This is a genomic window from Kluyvera sp. NPDC087067 (genome assembly GCF_044745165.1).
In the GTDB taxonomy this organism is placed as follows: domain Bacteria; phylum Pseudomonadota; class Gammaproteobacteria; order Enterobacterales; family Enterobacteriaceae; genus Kluyvera.
This window is the reverse complement of record NZ_JBIUZS010000001.1, coordinates 993,763-1,007,918: the sequence shown is the minus strand read 5'-3', so window position 1 is coordinate 1,007,918 and position 14,156 is coordinate 993,763. Positions and strand designations below refer to the sequence as shown.

The window sequence follows — 14,156 nt, the reverse complement described above, 5'->3', positions numbered from 1 at the left end:
TTTATCGCAGTCGAATAAGCCAGTTAAGGCCACCGCCGTGGCCTTAACTATTTTCACAATCAATTAAAACCGAGGCGAATCAGCTCCAGCGGGCAGTACACGCCATCACAACCGTAAATTTCAACACAGTCAGAGCGCCGAAGTTGCTCTGCCGTTTTACCTTCGCCGCGGATAGCGCGAATCACGCCCGAGGCGCCATTGCTGGCAATCATGACATGGCTACCAATTGTGATAGCGTTACGGTTACGATCGTAGGTTTTCATCGTTTCCTCCTTTCACTTAGGCTGGATTTTCACGGATAACTAAAATCGTGACAAAAGGGTGTATTGCCCCCCTGACAAACAGACGATTTTTAAATAGGGGTCATTACCGGAATTTCAAGGGAGAAAATGGCTGTCGCTGTGCGTTGAAAATGTTCGATGTACTGAGGATTGACGCTAAAGGGGAGATTAGGATTTACGATAGGTGATACACCAGAGTATGAACCCTAGCCCCGCGCCCAAACCGGCCATCGTCAGAAAGAAGGGGGCGTGAGAGAGAAGATACCCTGTGATGGATAAACGGCCACTCCAGACATCCTCAGTGGAATCTCCGATAGCAAGGTCGATAAATACCAGAAGAAAGAAGACCATCAGCGCGTAGGAGAGCGTCATGTAGCAAAAAGAGTAAAACTTGAAACGACGATGGCTTTTCACGGAGACTCCGCTATGCGATGGGCAACTAAGATAGCTTACTGTGCAGAAGATGACTAATGAAAAAACGTTGATGCCAGTAGCGGAACTGGCATCAAAAAACATCGTGAGGGGCCTTGTGGGCGGATAACAAGCGGCCAAAAATGGGCTGCTAACAGAGGAAAACGTTAGTTCATTTGCGACGGGGTCTGCATCAACCAGGTCTTGAAAACATCTTTTCTGAGCGTATGCAGGAAATCAATCACCCCTGAACAACCAAGCTTATTGATCAGGTTTTTACGAATAAGATAAATTGTTTTGAAATGGAGCTGCATCAGTTCCGCAATTTCGTTAATTTTCTTACCTTCGCAGAAGTAATTTAACAAGGTTTTATCTCGCTCACTAAGAACGATACCCTGGAACTCGGCTTTTGCCGCTTTGCCGCGACGCTGAGTTGCGTTCTCTATAATTTTCTCCATCTCGGTAAAAGATGATTTTTTTTGCATCCGATAAATGCCTGCATCATCGAGAAAATTATACATATGCCCTTCAGTGAGCAGAATAAGCCGGTGCTCAGTTGAACTGTAACGTTGTTTTTTTACCATGTTGTATTGGTCAATGGTAAAAAAAACCAAACGAATATCTGGATCGACTGCGCGTGATTTATGGATGGTTCTTTCGAGTCCTAATTGAAGGAAACTATCATCAATCCAGAAATCAATATTTCCAGTGCGTACTGGTAGCATAACAGTTTACCTTCTTTAAGACTTATGAGTACACTCGGGGCGGGTGGCTAAGATGCTAATAGCACCGTGAGTTTCCCGGTCTTTTAATACCCTGACAAGGGCAGGGTGTGTGCATGTGTAGCTGCGTGATTAAATATCGTCAACGGTATGGTTGACAACAATTTCAAGGGTGTTACGGACGACATGCGCCATACCAATATCATCAGTACACTCTAAAGTATGAATTAAGTTTGAAATGATACTTTTATTATTAATATGTTGTCCGTCACTGATCATTGATTTGATCGCCAGATCCAATACCTGTGATTCTTCTTCGAGTCGGTCACCCGCCGATTGAAAATATGCATTTAATGATTTATCGGCAAGAAAAGAATTAAAGTTGGATTGCTGTGGCATTTTAAACCTCGATGGAAAACATTTGTTAGTGAAATTATATTGCCGGTGTTAGCGGCCCCAAAGGAACAACAAGACTTGTAGGGTCTATATGTTCAGAATCATCTGTAAGCAAAAATAGAATCTAAAACTTTCAGTCAAACAGCATGCTGATGAGCTGGTTATAGTGATGCTCTTCTTCTTTATCAGAAGCGCGCTCTAGTCGTTTGAGCAATTTGGTACACAGGGCCTTACGATTAAGATTTCTGCCATCCATGAGGATCTCTTTAACAATTTCCCCCAGCGTCTCCTGCTGTGTCGGCTGTTCAACTTTTGCAAAGTAACGAGTAATGGCATTTGCGGAATCTGGTACTGAAATATTCTGCTGCATGATCGCTCCGGTGTCTCAGTTAACTGTAAAATTGAAGTTAACTAAAACTAGCAAACTTGTACGCAAAACGTGTACAAAAATGCCTTTTATTTTTTAGCAAAAAATGCTAACTCTTTAAAATCAGTTAGTTGGAGTTGTACATGCTTTCTGTAACATGTACATAGTTGGGATGTGAATTCCGGGAGGTAAGAGCAAATCTGTGAAGTGATAAATATTTGTTAAAATAGTAACTTATCATGCGAAGTAATAAATGTTTTCTGTTACTGTAGGCGCTCAACAACCTGCTTTGGATTAAAAATGCTCACAACCATCATCTACCGTAGTCGTCTGTGTAACAGTGTTGCATTCAAGGAAATTGAAAGCATGGTTGCTAAAGCGAATAAAAACAATGAACTAAAAAATGTAACCGGCATTCTATTGTTCAACGGTATTCATTTTTTTCAGTTACTTGAAGGCCCTGAAAAGATTGTTAAAGAAATTTATAGCGCTATCTGTGAGGATGAGCGTCATTACAATGTCGTTGAACTCCTTTGTGATTACGCCCCTGCGCGACACTTTGGCAAAACGGGTATGGAATTGTTCGATCTGCGGGAATATTCAGAAGAGAAAGTCCTGCAAGCCGTTCTGAATCAAGGTACAACCAGATATCAGCTGACTTATAACGACCGAGCGCTTCAGTTCTTTCGTTCATTCGTGATGGGCACCTATAACGCCAACTATTTCGAAATTCCGCCGGCAGAATCCTGGCTTTTTGTTAAAGATGAGTCTTCGGTCTCGCTTTCTCAGCCGCATGGCGAGTGTACTTTTGCGTTTCAACCGATTATTGATCCTCTGGCAGGAGAGGTCATCGCGTATGAGGCATTGGTGAGAACCCTGAGTGGGCGCTCTCCTGAAGAATTTTTCAGTGCCTTTGAAGGCGATTGTGTATATAAGGCCGATTTGGAGAGTAAGCGAACCGCTTTTGAAATGGCACGCATGTTGCCGTTGAAAAATAAGCTTTTATCGATAAATTTGATGCCAATGACGCTGGTTAAAATTCCTGGCGCGGTTGATATTTTATTGAAAGACCTTGCCGCAAACCAGATTGTCCCTGAACAGGTGATCGTAGAATTTACTGAAAATGCCGTCATATCGAATTTTGATGAATTTTCTGCGGCCGTTAAAGCATTAAAGTATGCCGGAATTAACGTCGCGATCGACCATTTTGGTGCTGGCGGCGGCGGACTCCTGTTACTGTCTCGATTCCAGCCAGATAGAATTAAGATTAATCGCGATCTGATTGAAAATATTCATAAAAGTGGCCCGCAACAATCCATTCTACTGTCCATTATTCAGTGCTGCCGACTGCTGGAAATTCAGATTTCGGTTGTTGGGGTAGAAAAAATAGAGGAGTGGATGTGGCTAGAATCCGCGGGTATCGAATATTTCCAGGGTAATCTTTTTGCCCCAGCCTCTCTAAATGGGTTACCTGCGATTGCCTGGCCGGAGAAAAAAACTCCCTTCTAAACAACGCATTGGTAATTTATTTATGAATAATATGATCTAAGTGACAACCTATGCTGGCGTAATTTCTCCTATTTTTGTTAGTATCAATATTTACCTTGTATAATTATGATTGAGTTGTACAGCCATCGAGGCTGGATCAATCTGCAAGAGAAGTATGGCTACAGAAGGAGTAAATATGGCTTTTTACAGCATAGGAGATGTTGCAGAACGTTGCGGTATAAACCCAGTTACCCTTCGTGCGTGGCAGAGACGGTACGGCTTACTGAAGCCTCAACGCAGTGAGGGCGGTCATCGACAGTTTGATGAAGAAGACATACTGCGTATTGAGGAAATTAAAAACTGGATTAAGCAAGGCACGCCCGTTAGCAAGGTTAAAGCGCTGCTGGAAACACCGACCATTGCGCAAACCAATGAAAAAGGGAGATGGCTCGTCTGGCAGGAAGAGCTACTTCTGGTGCTCAGACAGGTTTCTCCTTCAAAATTGCGGGCAAAAGTACAATCCCTGACCAGAGAATGTACCGTCGATGAACTGATCGATCACATATTGTTCCCGGTGCGCCAGCGATTAAAGCTAGATCAAAACACCTCTAATATTATGTGCAGTTTTCTGGACGGTGTGCTGATTGAGCATGTCTCAATGTGCTTGTATGAATCGCGGCGCAAACCGGGCAGAGATGCGTTACTCATTGCCTGGGAGGTTGAGGATAGGGCGCGTCTATGGCTAGAAGCTTGGCGCCTGTCGCAAGCATCCTGGCATATCACGGTCTTGCCAGAACCGGTGGCCTCGCCTCGCCCAGAGTTTTTCCCAGGACAAATCTTGTTTGTCTGGACAGGCAGCGTGTTAACGAGAAGACAGCAGGAACTATTACAGCACTGGCGTGAACAGGGCTATTCGGTAAACGCGCATCAGCCTCTGGATGAGTTAACCGAATTTATGAAAGAATAAATCCTGGCCATCGATTTGTGATGGCCAGAATAAAAAGCTGCCAGGCATTTTCCCGCAGTAAGAGACGGCGTGTGCCCGCTACAGAGATGTCTTTTACCTTTTCATAATGCCTTGACGGGCTAAATCAACAGAAAGCACCAAAACCAATCAAATAAATAGGCATTATCTATACATCTTTTGCGCTACCGCGCTCATCACCTATCAATCAAAGCAAATCCATTATTTTTCAAAGCATTGCATAAATAGATCTATATCAATCACCCCAGACAGCAGGGTCTATGCTTATAAAAAGACCCCGTGGCAAAGATAAGCGCGGAATACCCCCACCCGGCAGGGGTTGAAGTGATAATCATTATCACTAACATGGTGTTAACGCTTATGTAGCTTCATTGATGAGGTAGACCTATGGAATTGCATTCTGGAACCTTTGACCCTAATGACGCAGCCTGGCACGGCGTCACGCTGACGCCTTCCGCAGCGGCGCATATCCGGGCGCTGGTAAAACAGCAGCCGGGGATTCAAGGCGTAAGGCTTGGCGTAAAACAAACCGGCTGTGCAGGGTTTGGTTACGTGCTGGACGCGGTCAGCGAGCCGGATAAAGACGATCTGTTGTTTGAATCCGACGGCGCGAAGCTGTGGGTGCCTTTACGCGCGATGCCGTTTATCGACGGTACCGAAGTGGACTACGTGCGCGAAGGCTTGAACCAGCTGTTCAAATATCATAACCCGAAGGCGCAGAACGAATGTGGCTGCGGCGAAAGTTTCGGGATATAGGCGGTACATAATGACGCGCAATACTGAAGCAACTGACGATGTCCAGACGTGGGCGGGCGGCCCGCTCAATTATAAAGAAGGGTTCTTTACCCAACTTAAAACAGATGAACTGGCGCAAGGCATCAACGAAGAGGTGGTGCGGGCAATCTCTGCTCGTCGTAACGAGCCCGAATGGATGCTGGAATTCCGCCTCAAGGCTTATCGTGCCTGGATTTTAATGGAAGAACCGCACTGGTTAAAAGCGCACTATGAGGGGCTTAACTACCAGGATTACAGCTATTACTCCGCGCCATCGTGCGGTAACTGTGATGATAGCTGTGCCTCTGAGCCCGGCGCACAGCAGCAAACCGGCACGGCCAGTTTTTTAACCGACGAAGTTGAAGCGGCGTTTAACCAGCTTGGCGTACCGGTGCGTGAAGGCCGGGAAGTGGCGGTTGACGCTATTTTTGACTCCGTTTCAGTCGCTACCACCTACCGGGAAAAATTGGCGGAACAGGGCATTATTTTCTGCTCCTTTGGTGAAGCCATTCATGACCATGCTGAACTGGTAAAACGCTATCTCGGCACGGTTGTGCCGGAAAACGATAACTTCTTTGCCGCGTTAAACGCCGCAGTGGCATCGGACGGAACCTTTATCTATATCCCGAAAGGTGTGCGTTGTCCGATGGAGCTGTCGACCTATTTTCGTATCAATGCGGAAAAAACCGGCCAGTTTGAACGCACAATCCTGATAGCGGATGAAGGCAGCTATGTCAGCTATATCGAAGGCTGCTCGGCGCCGGTACGCGACAGCTATCAACTGCATGCGGCGGTCGTCGAGGTGATCATCCATAAGGATGCGGAGGTGAAATATTCCACCGTGCAGAACTGGTTCCCCGGCGACAACAACAGCGGCGGGATCCTGAATTTCGTCACTAAACGCGCGCTGTGCGAAGGTGAAAACAGCAAAATGTCGTGGACGCAATCGGAAACCGGTTCAGCCATCACCTGGAAATACCCAAGCTGTATCCTGCGCGGCGATAACTCCGTAGGTGAGTTCTTCTCGGTGGCGCTGACTAGCGGTCATCAGCAGGCGGATACCGGCACCAAGATGATCCACATCGGTAAGAACACCCGATCAACCATTATCTCGAAGGGGATCTCTGCCGGTCACAGCCAGAACAGCTATCGCGGATTAGTCAAAATCATGCCAACGGCGACCAATGCGCGCAACTTTACCCAGTGTGACTCCATGCTGATTGGGCCGGACTGTGGAGCCCACACGTTCCCCTACGTCGAATGCCGGAACAATAGCGCCCAGCTGGAACATGAAGCGACAACCTCACGCATTGGCGAGGATCAGCTGTTTTACTGCCTGCAACGGGGCATCAGCGAAGACGATGCCATCTCGATGATCGTCAACGGATTTTGTAAGGACGTTTTCTCTGAGTTGCCGCTGGAGTTCGCCGTGGAAGCGCAAAAACTGCTGGCTATTAGCCTTGAACACAGCGTCGGTTAAGAGCCTATCCCATCAGGCTATTTTATTCGCCTGTTGGGACAGGCTCTAAAGATTAAGGGATAAGTTATGTTGAGTATCAAAGATTTGCAGGTCTCGGTTGATGATAAAGCGATTCTGCGGGGCGTCAGCCTTGAGGTGCGCCCTGGCGAAGTTCACGCCATCATGGGCCCAAACGGTTCGGGGAAAAGTACGCTCTCAGCCACGCTTGCCGGACGTGAAGACTATACCGTGACCGGCGGCGAAGTTCGCTTTAACAATAATGATCTGTTGGCCATGTCACCGGAAGAACGCGCCGGTGAAGGCATTTTTATGGCGTTTCAGTATCCGGTTGAGATCCCGGGCGTCAGCAATCAGTTCTTCCTGCAAACCGCGCTGAATGCGGTGCGCGGGCATCGTGGACAGGAGCCGCTGGATCGTTTTGATTTTCAGGATCTGATGGAAGAGAAAATCGATCTGTTGAAAATGCCCGCCGATCTGCTTACCCGCTCGGTGAACGTCGGTTTCTCTGGCGGGGAGAAAAAGCGCAACGATATTCTACAGATGGCGGTGCTTGAGCCATCACTGTGCATTCTGGACGAAACGGATTCCGGGCTGGATATCGATGCTCTCAAAGTGGTTTCCGACGGTGTTAACTCCCTGCGTGACGGTAAGCGTGCATTTATTATCGTCACCCACTATCAACGTATTCTCGACTATATCAAACCGGATGTGGTGCACGTGCTTTATCAGGGGCGCATCGTGAAATCGGGTGACTTTACGTTGGTGAAGCAACTGGAGGAGCAGGGCTATGGCTGGCTTAGCGAACAACAGTAGCGCATTACAACAGTGGCATGCGCTGTTCCAGGCGCGCGGCGGACAGACTTCGCCACAGGCACAGCAGCACCTGCAGCAGGTGCAACGGTTGGGGCTGCCGTCGCGTAAAGATGAGGACTGGAAATACACCTCGCTCGATAAACTGCTGGCGAGCACTTTCGTGGCGCCTGCTTTACCGGCATTAACGGCGGCGGAACGCGACGCCCATGCGCTCGCGCTGGATGCCTGGCGGCTGGTGTTCGTTGACGGACATTTTGAGCCCGGCTTAAGCGACTCTCTCACGGGCAGCGGTTTTGAGGTGACGGTAGATAACCAGCGGCAATCGCTGCCGGAAGCGGTTCACGGTGAGGTATTTTTGCATCTGACGGAAAGCCTGGCGACTAACGTCACGCGCATTCAGGTTCGACGTAACCAACATCCGGCAAAACCCTTGCTGCTGTTACACATTACCCGGGGGCTGGAAAGCGATGAAATGAACACCGCGCACTATCGCCACCATCTGCATATGGAAGAAGGGGCGCAGGCAACGGTGATTGAGCAGTATGTCAGCCTTAATGAATCACGCCACTTCACCGGCGCGCGGTTGACGGCGGAGCTTGCGGATAACGCCCAGCTTCATCACCTCAAGCTGGGGTTTGAAAATGCGCACAGCTATCACTTTGCCCATAACGACCTCAGACTGGGGCGCGATGCTGCGGCGTTCAGCCACAGCTTCTTGCTGGGCGCAGCGGTGACGCGTCATCACACCAGCACACAGTTAAATGGTGAAAACAGCACCTTAAGGGTTAACAGCCTGTCGATGCCGATTAACACGGAAGTGTGCGACACCCGCACCTGGCTTGAGCACAACCAAGGCTACTGCAATAGTCGTCAACTGCATAAAACGATCGTCAGTGACAAAGGGCGCGCGGTATTTAACGGCGTGATTACCGTCGCGCCGAATGCCGTTAAAACCGATGGGCAGATGACCAACAATAATCTGCTGCTGGGCCGCCTGGCGGAAGTGGACACGAAACCGCAGCTGGAAATTTATGCGGATGACGTGAAATGCAGCCACGGAGCCACGGTCGGTCGGATTGACGATGAACAACTCTTTTATCTGCGCTCACGCGGTATCGCATCAGATGAGGCCAGAAAGATCATTCTGTATGCCTTCGCCGCTGGGCTTACGGATGCAATTACCCTGGAACCGCTCAAGCAACACGTTCTGGCGCGCATTGGGCAACGTCTGGTGGGAGGTAAGCAATGACCTTTTCCGTGCAACAGGTACGTAGTGATTTTCCGGTGCTCGCTCGCGAAGTCAATGGTCAGCCGCTGGCCTATCTTGACTCCGCCGCCAGCGCGCAGAAACCCGAGCAGGTGATCCACGCTGAAGCCGACTTTTATCGTCATGGCTATGCCGCCGTGCACCGGGGTATTCACACGTTAAGCGCCGAAGCCACGCAGCGAATGGAAGAGGTTCGGCAGAAGGTTGCCCATTTCCTTCACGCCGCGAGCGCTGAAGAGATCGTTTTTGTGCGCGGCACGACGGAGGCCATCAATCTGGTGGCCAATAGCTGGGGCAGCAGCAACGTCAAGGCGGGCGATAATATCGTCATTACCGCCATGGAGCATCATGCCAATATTGTTCCCTGGCAGATGCTCTGCGCTAGAAGCGGCGCACAACTGCGCGTTATCCCCCTCAATGCGGACGGGACGTTGCAGATGGCCGCTGCACCTTCATTGTTTGATGAACGGACTCGCCTGCTGGCGGTGACGCAGGTATCAAACGTATTGGGCACCGAAAATCCGCTGAGTGAATTGATAGCCCTGGCGCATCAGCACGGCGCAAAAACGCTGGTGGATGGCGCGCAGGCGGTGATGCACCACGCGGTGGATGTAAAGGCGCTGGATTGTGATTTCTACGCTTTTTCCGGCCATAAACTCTATGGGCCAACCGGAATTGGCGCGCTGTATGTCAAAGCCGGGCTCCTAAAAGATATGCCGCCGTGGGAAGGGGGCGGTTCAATGATTGCGACCGTCAGTCTGACGCAGGGCAACACCTGGGCAAACGCGCCGTGGCGATTTGAGGCCGGAACGCCGAATACCGGCGGCATTATCGGGCTGGGGGCGGCGCTGGATTACGTCAGCGAGCTGGGGCTTGCGCAAATCGGAGAATATGAGCAAACGCTGATGCGTTATGCACTTGATTCGTTATCCCAGGTTCCTGATCTACATCTGTATGGCCCCGCCGACCGTCTGGGCGTTATCGCGTTTAACCTCGGCAAACACCACGCCTACGATGTGGGCAGCTTCCTCGATAACTACGGTATTGCCGTTCGCACCGGGCATCACTGTGCCATGCCGCTGATGGAATTTTATCAGGTGCCGGCCATGTGCCGGGCGTCACTGGCGATGTATAACACGGTGGAAGAGGTGGATCGTCTGGTGGCCGGTCTACAGCGTATTCAACGTTTACTGGGATAACAGGGAGCCAACGATGGCGGCTTTACCGGATAAAGACAAGCTATTGCGCAACTTCAATCGCTGCGCCAACTGGGAAGAGAAATATCTCTATATCATCGAACTGGGTCAACGGCTGCCGCCGCTAACCCCGGAAGAGCACAGCGCGCAGAACAGCATTCAGGGCTGTCAAAGCCAGGTATGGATAGTCATGGGTACCGATGAGCAAGGGCGCATGACTTTACGGGGCGATAGCGATGCGGCAATCGTTAAAGGGTTGATTGCCGTGGTGTTTATCCTCTACGATGAAATGACCGCCGCGGACGTTGAAACCTTTGACGTTCGCCCCTGGTTTGAGCGGATGGCGCTGGCACAGCACCTGACGCCGTCACGAACTCAGGGACTGGAAGCAATGATCCGTGCAATTCGCGCGCGTGCGGCGGCGAGGTCCCACTAATTTAGCTACTATAGAAAAGACAGCTTCCAATCTGTTAAGAAGCAAGGCGGGCTGTATGTCCGCCTCACTGGTGGTTCAGCTTTCTGGCATGTTGTCAGTGAATATGAATAAGGAATCCAGATATGAAGCGCGCGTCTCTTATCACACTCAGCATTTTAAGCGCCCTCAGCGCGTTTTCCAGCGCCTGGGCCGTCGACTACCCGTTACCCCCTGCCAATAGCCGTTTAATCGGTCACAATCAAATCTACACCGTTCAGGAGGGGGATAAGAACCTACAGGCCATTGCCCGACGTTATGATACGGCGGCGATGCTGATTCTCGAGGCCAATAATACTATCGCCTCCTCACCCATGCCGGGAACGGTGGTCACCATTCCTTCGCAAATGCTATTACCGGACGTGCCGCGTGACGGGATCGTCGTAAACCTTGCTGAGCTGCGGCTGTACTATTTTCCTCCGGGCGAGCAGATAGTGCAGGTGTTCCCGATTGGCATCGGTCAACAGGGGCTTGAGACGCCTGAGATGACCACGCGGGTTGGACAGAAGATCCCAAATCCAACGTGGACACCGACGGCGGGCATTCGCGCCCGTTCGCTCGAACGCGGGGTGACTTTACCTGCCGTGATTCCTGCGGGCCCAGGTAATCCGCTGGGGCTGTTTGCGCTGCGTCTGGCTTACGGTAACGGCGAATATCTTATTCACGGCACTAACGCGCCGGATAGCGTCGGGCTTCGTGTCAGTTCCGGTTGTATTCGTATGAATGCGCCGGATATCAAAGCGCTGTTTGCCCAGGTTCGCAGCGGGACGACGGTCAGAGTGATTAACGAACCGGTAAAATATTCCGTGGAGCCGAATGGCGCACACTATCTGGAAGTTCACCGTCCGCTGTCGCCGAACGAAGCGCAGGATACACAAACTATGAAGATTACACTGTCGCCGGAATTTAAGCAGTTTGCTGAGCAGAAGGGTGTGAGCGAGGCGCTGGTGAAGAAAAGCCTGACGCGTCGTGCCGGATACCCGATGATGGTTTCAGATTCAACGGCCGCAGCAACGTCGTCGGTACTCTCCGCACAAAACGCAGAGTCATCGTCAAATCAAATGACGCAGTAAGCTTGTCGGATTGCAGGCAAAAAAAATGGCGCACAATGTGCGCCATTATTATATCTGATTCGAATTATTTACGAATGTGGGTCACGCGGTTATCCAGACGCTGGTTAGCGCGTGCGGCGTCATCTTTAGCAGCCTGAACGTCAGCGCGGATGGCGTTAACATCATTGCTCAGCTGGTCAACTTTTGCGCTCAGGGTCTGAACGTCAGAAGAGAGCTGATCGATTTTCGCGTTGCTGGAGCAACCTGCCAGCAGGGTAGAACCCAGAATGATGGCGCCTAATACCAGTTTGTTAGTACGATTCATGAGAATATCCTTATAAAAAGTGTGGTTATATGTGCAAAAAAAATGGCGCATGAAATGCGCCATTTTCATTACACAGATACTATTACTTACGGTATTTAGTAGCTGCGTTATCCAGACGCTGGTTAGCGCGTGCTGCGTCGTCTTTAGCAGCCTGAACGTCGGAACGCACTGCGTTCACGTCGTTGCTCAGCTGGTCAACTTTAGCGTTCAGAGTCTGAACGTCAGAAGACAGCTGATCGATTTTAGCATTGCTGGAGCAACCTGCCAGCAGAGTAGAACCCAGGATTACCGCGCCCAGTACCAGTTTAGTACGATTCATTATAAATACCCTCTAGATTGAGTTAATCTCCATGTAGCGTTACAAGTATTACACAAACTTTTTTATATTGAGAAGATATTTTTATTCGTTTTCCCTTATTTTTGATCGTTCGCTCAAAGAAGCATCGACTCGCGGCTTTTTTAGCGAAAAAGTCTGTGAAAACAGGTAACTTCCATCGGATTCCTCTTAGATAATCGCGTTTTAAATAGTGCCAGCCTATTTGATTTTTATTCAGCAATGTTATCTGTATGTATAAAAAAAGCGCCCAGCGGGCGCTTTTTTAAGCAAACTATAATAAGTATGTGAATTATTACAGTACGTGCACAGATGCAGTGTTGGTTGTTCCGCTCGGTACCAGGGCACCGGAAACCATAACGACCACGTCACCTTTCTGAGCCAGACCGCTTTCTACTGCAACTTCTTTACCCAGACGGTAGAAATCATCGGTAGAGCTGATTTCTTTAACGACCTGTGCAACAACGCCTTTGCTCAGCACCAGCTGACGCGCGGTAGTTTCGTTGGTGGTCAGGGCCAGGATGGTGGCATCCGGGAAGTATTTACGGATAGCGCGAGCAGATTTACCGCCCTGAGTCGCAACCACGATCAGCGGAGCGTCCAGTTTTTCTGCAGTTTCAACCGCGCCACGGCAAACGGCTTCGGTGATGCGCAGTTTACGGCTGTCGTTGTTGAAGTCCAGACGGCTGGTCATCACGCGGTCAGTACGTTCGCAGATGGTTGCCATGATGGTCACAGCTTCCAGCGGGTATTTACCTTTAGCGGATTCACCGGACAGCATAACGGCATCGGTACCATCAAGGATGGCGTTAGCAACGTCGCCAGCTTCTGCACGGGTAGGGCGTGGGTTTTTAATCATGGAGTCCAGCATCTGGGTCGCAGTGATAACCACTTTGCGCGCACGGATACATTTTTCGATGATCATTTTCTGAGCGAAGATAACTTCTTCAACTGGGATTTCAACGCCCATATCGCCACGAGCAACCATGATACCGTCAGATGCTTCGAGGATTTCGTCGAAGTTGTTCAGGCCTTCCTGGTTTTCGATCTTGGAGATGATCTGGATGTTTTCGCCGCCGTGCGCTTTCAGGTGCTCGCGGATTTCAACAACGTCAGAACGTTTACGGATAAAGGATGCAGCAACGAAGTCAACGCCTTGCTCGCAACCAAAGATCAGATCCTGTTTGTCTTTCTCAGCCAGTGCTGGCAGAGCGATAGAAACGCCTGGCAGGTTAACGCCTTTGTTTTCGCCCAGATCACCGTTGTTCAGCACTTTACAGATAACTTTGTTACCTTCGATAGCGGTAACTTCCATGCCGATCAGACCATCGTCAACCAGTACGGTGTTGCCTACGGTCAGGTCGGTGGTGAAGCCTTCGTAAGTTACAGCAACGATTTCGCTGTTACCCACAACAGATTTGTCGGTGGTGAAAGTGAAGGTCTGGCCAGCTTTCAGGGAAACGTCGTTACCGCCTTCCAGCTTAATGGTACGAATTTCTGGGCCTTTGGTATCCAGCAGGATAGCGGCTTTCTTACCGGTTTTGCTCATCACGTTGCGCAGGTTCTTGATGCGCTGGCCGTGTTCTGCGTAATCACCGTGGGAGAAGTTCAGACGCATTACGTTCATGCCAGCGTCAAGCATTTTGCCTAACATCTCTTCGGATTCAGTTTTTGGTCCGATGGTGCAAACAATTTTGGTCTTTTTCATGACAGTCTTAGTCTTTTAGGTTGAGATTGAGAAGGATTGGGATTTTGAATTTTCGCTCCATGTCCACATGGCCACAGAGCTAAAG

Annotated in this window: 17 protein-coding genes; 9 read left to right on the top strand and 8 right to left on the bottom strand. The window is 49.8% G+C overall.

What is annotated here, in order from left to right; translation table 11 throughout:
* Window positions 1-59: 59 nt before the first annotated feature.
* From ydfZ to ycgZ, 5 genes are all read right to left on the bottom strand, one after another.
* The gene (gene ydfZ / locus ACIPDS_RS04845) at window positions 60-263 is read right to left on the bottom strand and encodes a putative selenium delivery protein YdfZ (protein WP_400733197.1); all 204 of its coding nucleotides are present in this window, start codon (window positions 261-263) and stop codon (window positions 60-62) included.
* A gap of 186 nt (window positions 264-449) precedes the next feature.
* Window positions 450-695, bottom strand: coding sequence for a hypothetical protein (locus ACIPDS_RS04840; RefSeq protein WP_166513820.1), 246 nt, complete (start codon window positions 693-695; stop codon window positions 450-452).
* A 164-nt stretch (window positions 696-859) separates the two neighbouring features.
* Window positions 860-1,417: a LuxR C-terminal-related transcriptional regulator gene (locus ACIPDS_RS04835; protein WP_400733195.1), complete on the bottom strand. Its 558-nt coding sequence runs from the start codon at window positions 1,415-1,417 to the stop codon at window positions 860-862.
* Between the two features lie 129 nt (window positions 1,418-1,546).
* On the bottom strand, window positions 1,547-1,813 hold the full coding sequence (locus ACIPDS_RS04830; protein WP_400733192.1) for a biofilm development regulator YmgB/AriR family protein: 267 nt from the start codon (window positions 1,811-1,813) through the stop codon (window positions 1,547-1,549).
* Between the two features lie 130 nt (window positions 1,814-1,943).
* Complete coding sequence (gene ycgZ, locus ACIPDS_RS04825) at window positions 1,944-2,180, bottom strand: regulatory protein YcgZ (protein ID WP_166513823.1); 237 nt, start codon at window positions 2,178-2,180, stop codon at window positions 1,944-1,946.
* 297 nt (window positions 2,181-2,477) lie between these two features.
* Here ycgZ and ACIPDS_RS04820 point away from each other — a divergent pair, with 297 nt between their 5' ends.
* From ACIPDS_RS04820 to ACIPDS_RS04780, 9 genes are all read left to right on the top strand, one after another.
* The gene (locus tag ACIPDS_RS04820; protein ID WP_400733190.1) at window positions 2,478-3,686 is read left to right on the top strand and encodes a diguanylate phosphodiesterase; all 1,209 of its coding nucleotides are present in this window, start codon (window positions 2,478-2,480) and stop codon (window positions 3,684-3,686) included.
* Window positions 3,687-3,861: 175 nt separating this feature from the next.
* Window positions 3,862-4,632, top strand: a complete 771-nt coding sequence (locus tag ACIPDS_RS04815; RefSeq protein ID WP_400733187.1) for a MerR family transcriptional regulator — start codon at window positions 3,862-3,864, stop codon at window positions 4,630-4,632.
* A 405-nt stretch (window positions 4,633-5,037) separates the two neighbouring features.
* Window positions 5,038-5,406 carry a Fe-S cluster assembly scaffold SufA gene (gene sufA / locus ACIPDS_RS04810; protein ID WP_400733184.1) on the top strand — a complete coding sequence of 123 codons (369 nt, stop codon included), beginning with the start codon at window positions 5,038-5,040 and terminating at the stop codon, window positions 5,404-5,406.
* Between the two features lie 10 nt (window positions 5,407-5,416).
* Window positions 5,417-6,904 (top strand): Fe-S cluster assembly protein SufB, encoded by a 1,488-nt coding sequence (gene sufB, locus ACIPDS_RS04805; protein ID WP_400733182.1) that lies wholly within the window; start codon window positions 5,417-5,419, stop codon window positions 6,902-6,904.
* 66 nt (window positions 6,905-6,970) lie between these two features.
* Window positions 6,971-7,717 carry a Fe-S cluster assembly ATPase SufC gene (sufC, locus tag ACIPDS_RS04800; RefSeq protein WP_166513828.1) on the top strand — a complete coding sequence of 249 codons (747 nt, stop codon included), beginning with the start codon at window positions 6,971-6,973 and terminating at the stop codon, window positions 7,715-7,717.
* Window positions 7,692-8,966, top strand: coding sequence for a Fe-S cluster assembly protein SufD (sufD, locus tag ACIPDS_RS04795; protein WP_400733178.1), 1,275 nt, complete (start codon window positions 7,692-7,694; stop codon window positions 8,964-8,966). Before sufC ends, sufD begins: the two co-directional genes overlap by 26 nt.
* Window positions 8,963-10,183 carry a cysteine desulfurase SufS gene (gene sufS, locus ACIPDS_RS04790; RefSeq protein ID WP_400733175.1) on the top strand — a complete coding sequence of 407 codons (1,221 nt, stop codon included), beginning with the start codon at window positions 8,963-8,965 and terminating at the stop codon, window positions 10,181-10,183. Before sufD ends, sufS begins: the two co-directional genes overlap by 4 nt.
* Before the next feature lie 13 nt (window positions 10,184-10,196).
* Complete coding sequence (sufE, locus tag ACIPDS_RS04785) at window positions 10,197-10,616, top strand: cysteine desulfuration protein SufE (protein ID WP_400733172.1); 420 nt, start codon at window positions 10,197-10,199, stop codon at window positions 10,614-10,616.
* A 122-nt stretch (window positions 10,617-10,738) separates the two neighbouring features.
* Window positions 10,739-11,725, top strand: coding sequence for a L,D-transpeptidase family protein (locus ACIPDS_RS04780; RefSeq protein ID WP_400733169.1), 987 nt, complete (start codon window positions 10,739-10,741; stop codon window positions 11,723-11,725).
* 64 nt (window positions 11,726-11,789) lie between these two features.
* Here the strand turns inward: ACIPDS_RS04780 and ACIPDS_RS04775 are convergent, their stop codons facing one another.
* The 3 genes from ACIPDS_RS04775 to pykF form a co-directional block, all read right to left on the bottom strand.
* Entirely contained in the window at window positions 11,790-12,029 is a 240-nt protein-coding gene (locus ACIPDS_RS04775; RefSeq protein ID WP_166513833.1) for a major outer membrane lipoprotein, read from the bottom strand.
* An 82-nt stretch (window positions 12,030-12,111) separates the two neighbouring features.
* On the bottom strand, window positions 12,112-12,348 hold the full coding sequence (gene lpp, locus ACIPDS_RS04770) for a murein lipoprotein Lpp (protein WP_062779559.1): 237 nt from the start codon (window positions 12,346-12,348) through the stop codon (window positions 12,112-12,114).
* 310 nt (window positions 12,349-12,658) lie between these two features.
* Window positions 12,659-14,071: a pyruvate kinase PykF gene (pykF, locus tag ACIPDS_RS04765; protein WP_112203801.1), complete on the bottom strand. Its 1,413-nt coding sequence runs from the start codon at window positions 14,069-14,071 to the stop codon at window positions 12,659-12,661.
* Window positions 14,072-14,156 lie beyond the last annotated feature (85 nt).

Excerpts from the sequence above, each read along its gene's own strand:
- ACIPDS_RS04815 (WP_400733187.1), top strand. The coding sequence starts at position 3,862 with ATGGCTTTTTACAGCATAGGAGATGTTGCAGAACGTTGCGGTATAAAC.
- sufB (WP_400733182.1), top strand. The coding sequence starts at position 5,417 with ATGACGCGCAATACTGAAGCAACTGACGATGTCCAGACGTGGGCGGGC.
- ACIPDS_RS04775 (WP_166513833.1), bottom strand. The coding sequence starts at position 12,029 with ATGAATCGTACTAACAAACTGGTATTAGGCGCCATCATTCTGGGTTCT.
- sufC (WP_166513828.1), top strand. The coding sequence starts at position 6,971 with ATGTTGAGTATCAAAGATTTGCAGGTCTCGGTTGATGATAAAGCGATT.
- ACIPDS_RS04820 (WP_400733190.1), top strand. The coding sequence starts at position 2,478 with ATGCTCACAACCATCATCTACCGTAGTCGTCTGTGTAACAGTGTTGCA.
- ydfZ (WP_400733197.1), bottom strand. The coding sequence starts at position 263 with ATGAAAACCTACGATCGTAACCGTAACGCTATCACAATTGGTAGCCAT.
- ycgZ (WP_166513823.1), bottom strand. The coding sequence starts at position 2,180 with ATGCAGCAGAATATTTCAGTACCAGATTCCGCAAATGCCATTACTCGT.
- sufA (WP_400733184.1), top strand. The coding sequence starts at position 5,038 with ATGGAATTGCATTCTGGAACCTTTGACCCTAATGACGCAGCCTGGCAC.
- sufS (WP_400733175.1), top strand. The coding sequence starts at position 8,963 with ATGACCTTTTCCGTGCAACAGGTACGTAGTGATTTTCCGGTGCTCGCT.
- ACIPDS_RS04835 (WP_400733195.1), bottom strand. The coding sequence starts at position 1,417 with ATGCTACCAGTACGCACTGGAAATATTGATTTCTGGATTGATGATAGT.
- pykF (WP_112203801.1), bottom strand. The coding sequence starts at position 14,071 with ATGAAAAAGACCAAAATTGTTTGCACCATCGGACCAAAAACTGAATCC.
- sufD (WP_400733178.1), top strand. The coding sequence starts at position 7,692 with ATGGCTGGCTTAGCGAACAACAGTAGCGCATTACAACAGTGGCATGCG.
- sufE (WP_400733172.1), top strand. The coding sequence starts at position 10,197 with ATGGCGGCTTTACCGGATAAAGACAAGCTATTGCGCAACTTCAATCGC.
- lpp (WP_062779559.1), bottom strand. The coding sequence starts at position 12,348 with ATGAATCGTACTAAACTGGTACTGGGCGCGGTAATCCTGGGTTCTACT.
- ACIPDS_RS04780 (WP_400733169.1), top strand. The coding sequence starts at position 10,739 with ATGAAGCGCGCGTCTCTTATCACACTCAGCATTTTAAGCGCCCTCAGC.
- ACIPDS_RS04830 (WP_400733192.1), bottom strand. The coding sequence starts at position 1,813 with ATGCCACAGCAATCCAACTTTAATTCTTTTCTTGCCGATAAATCATTA.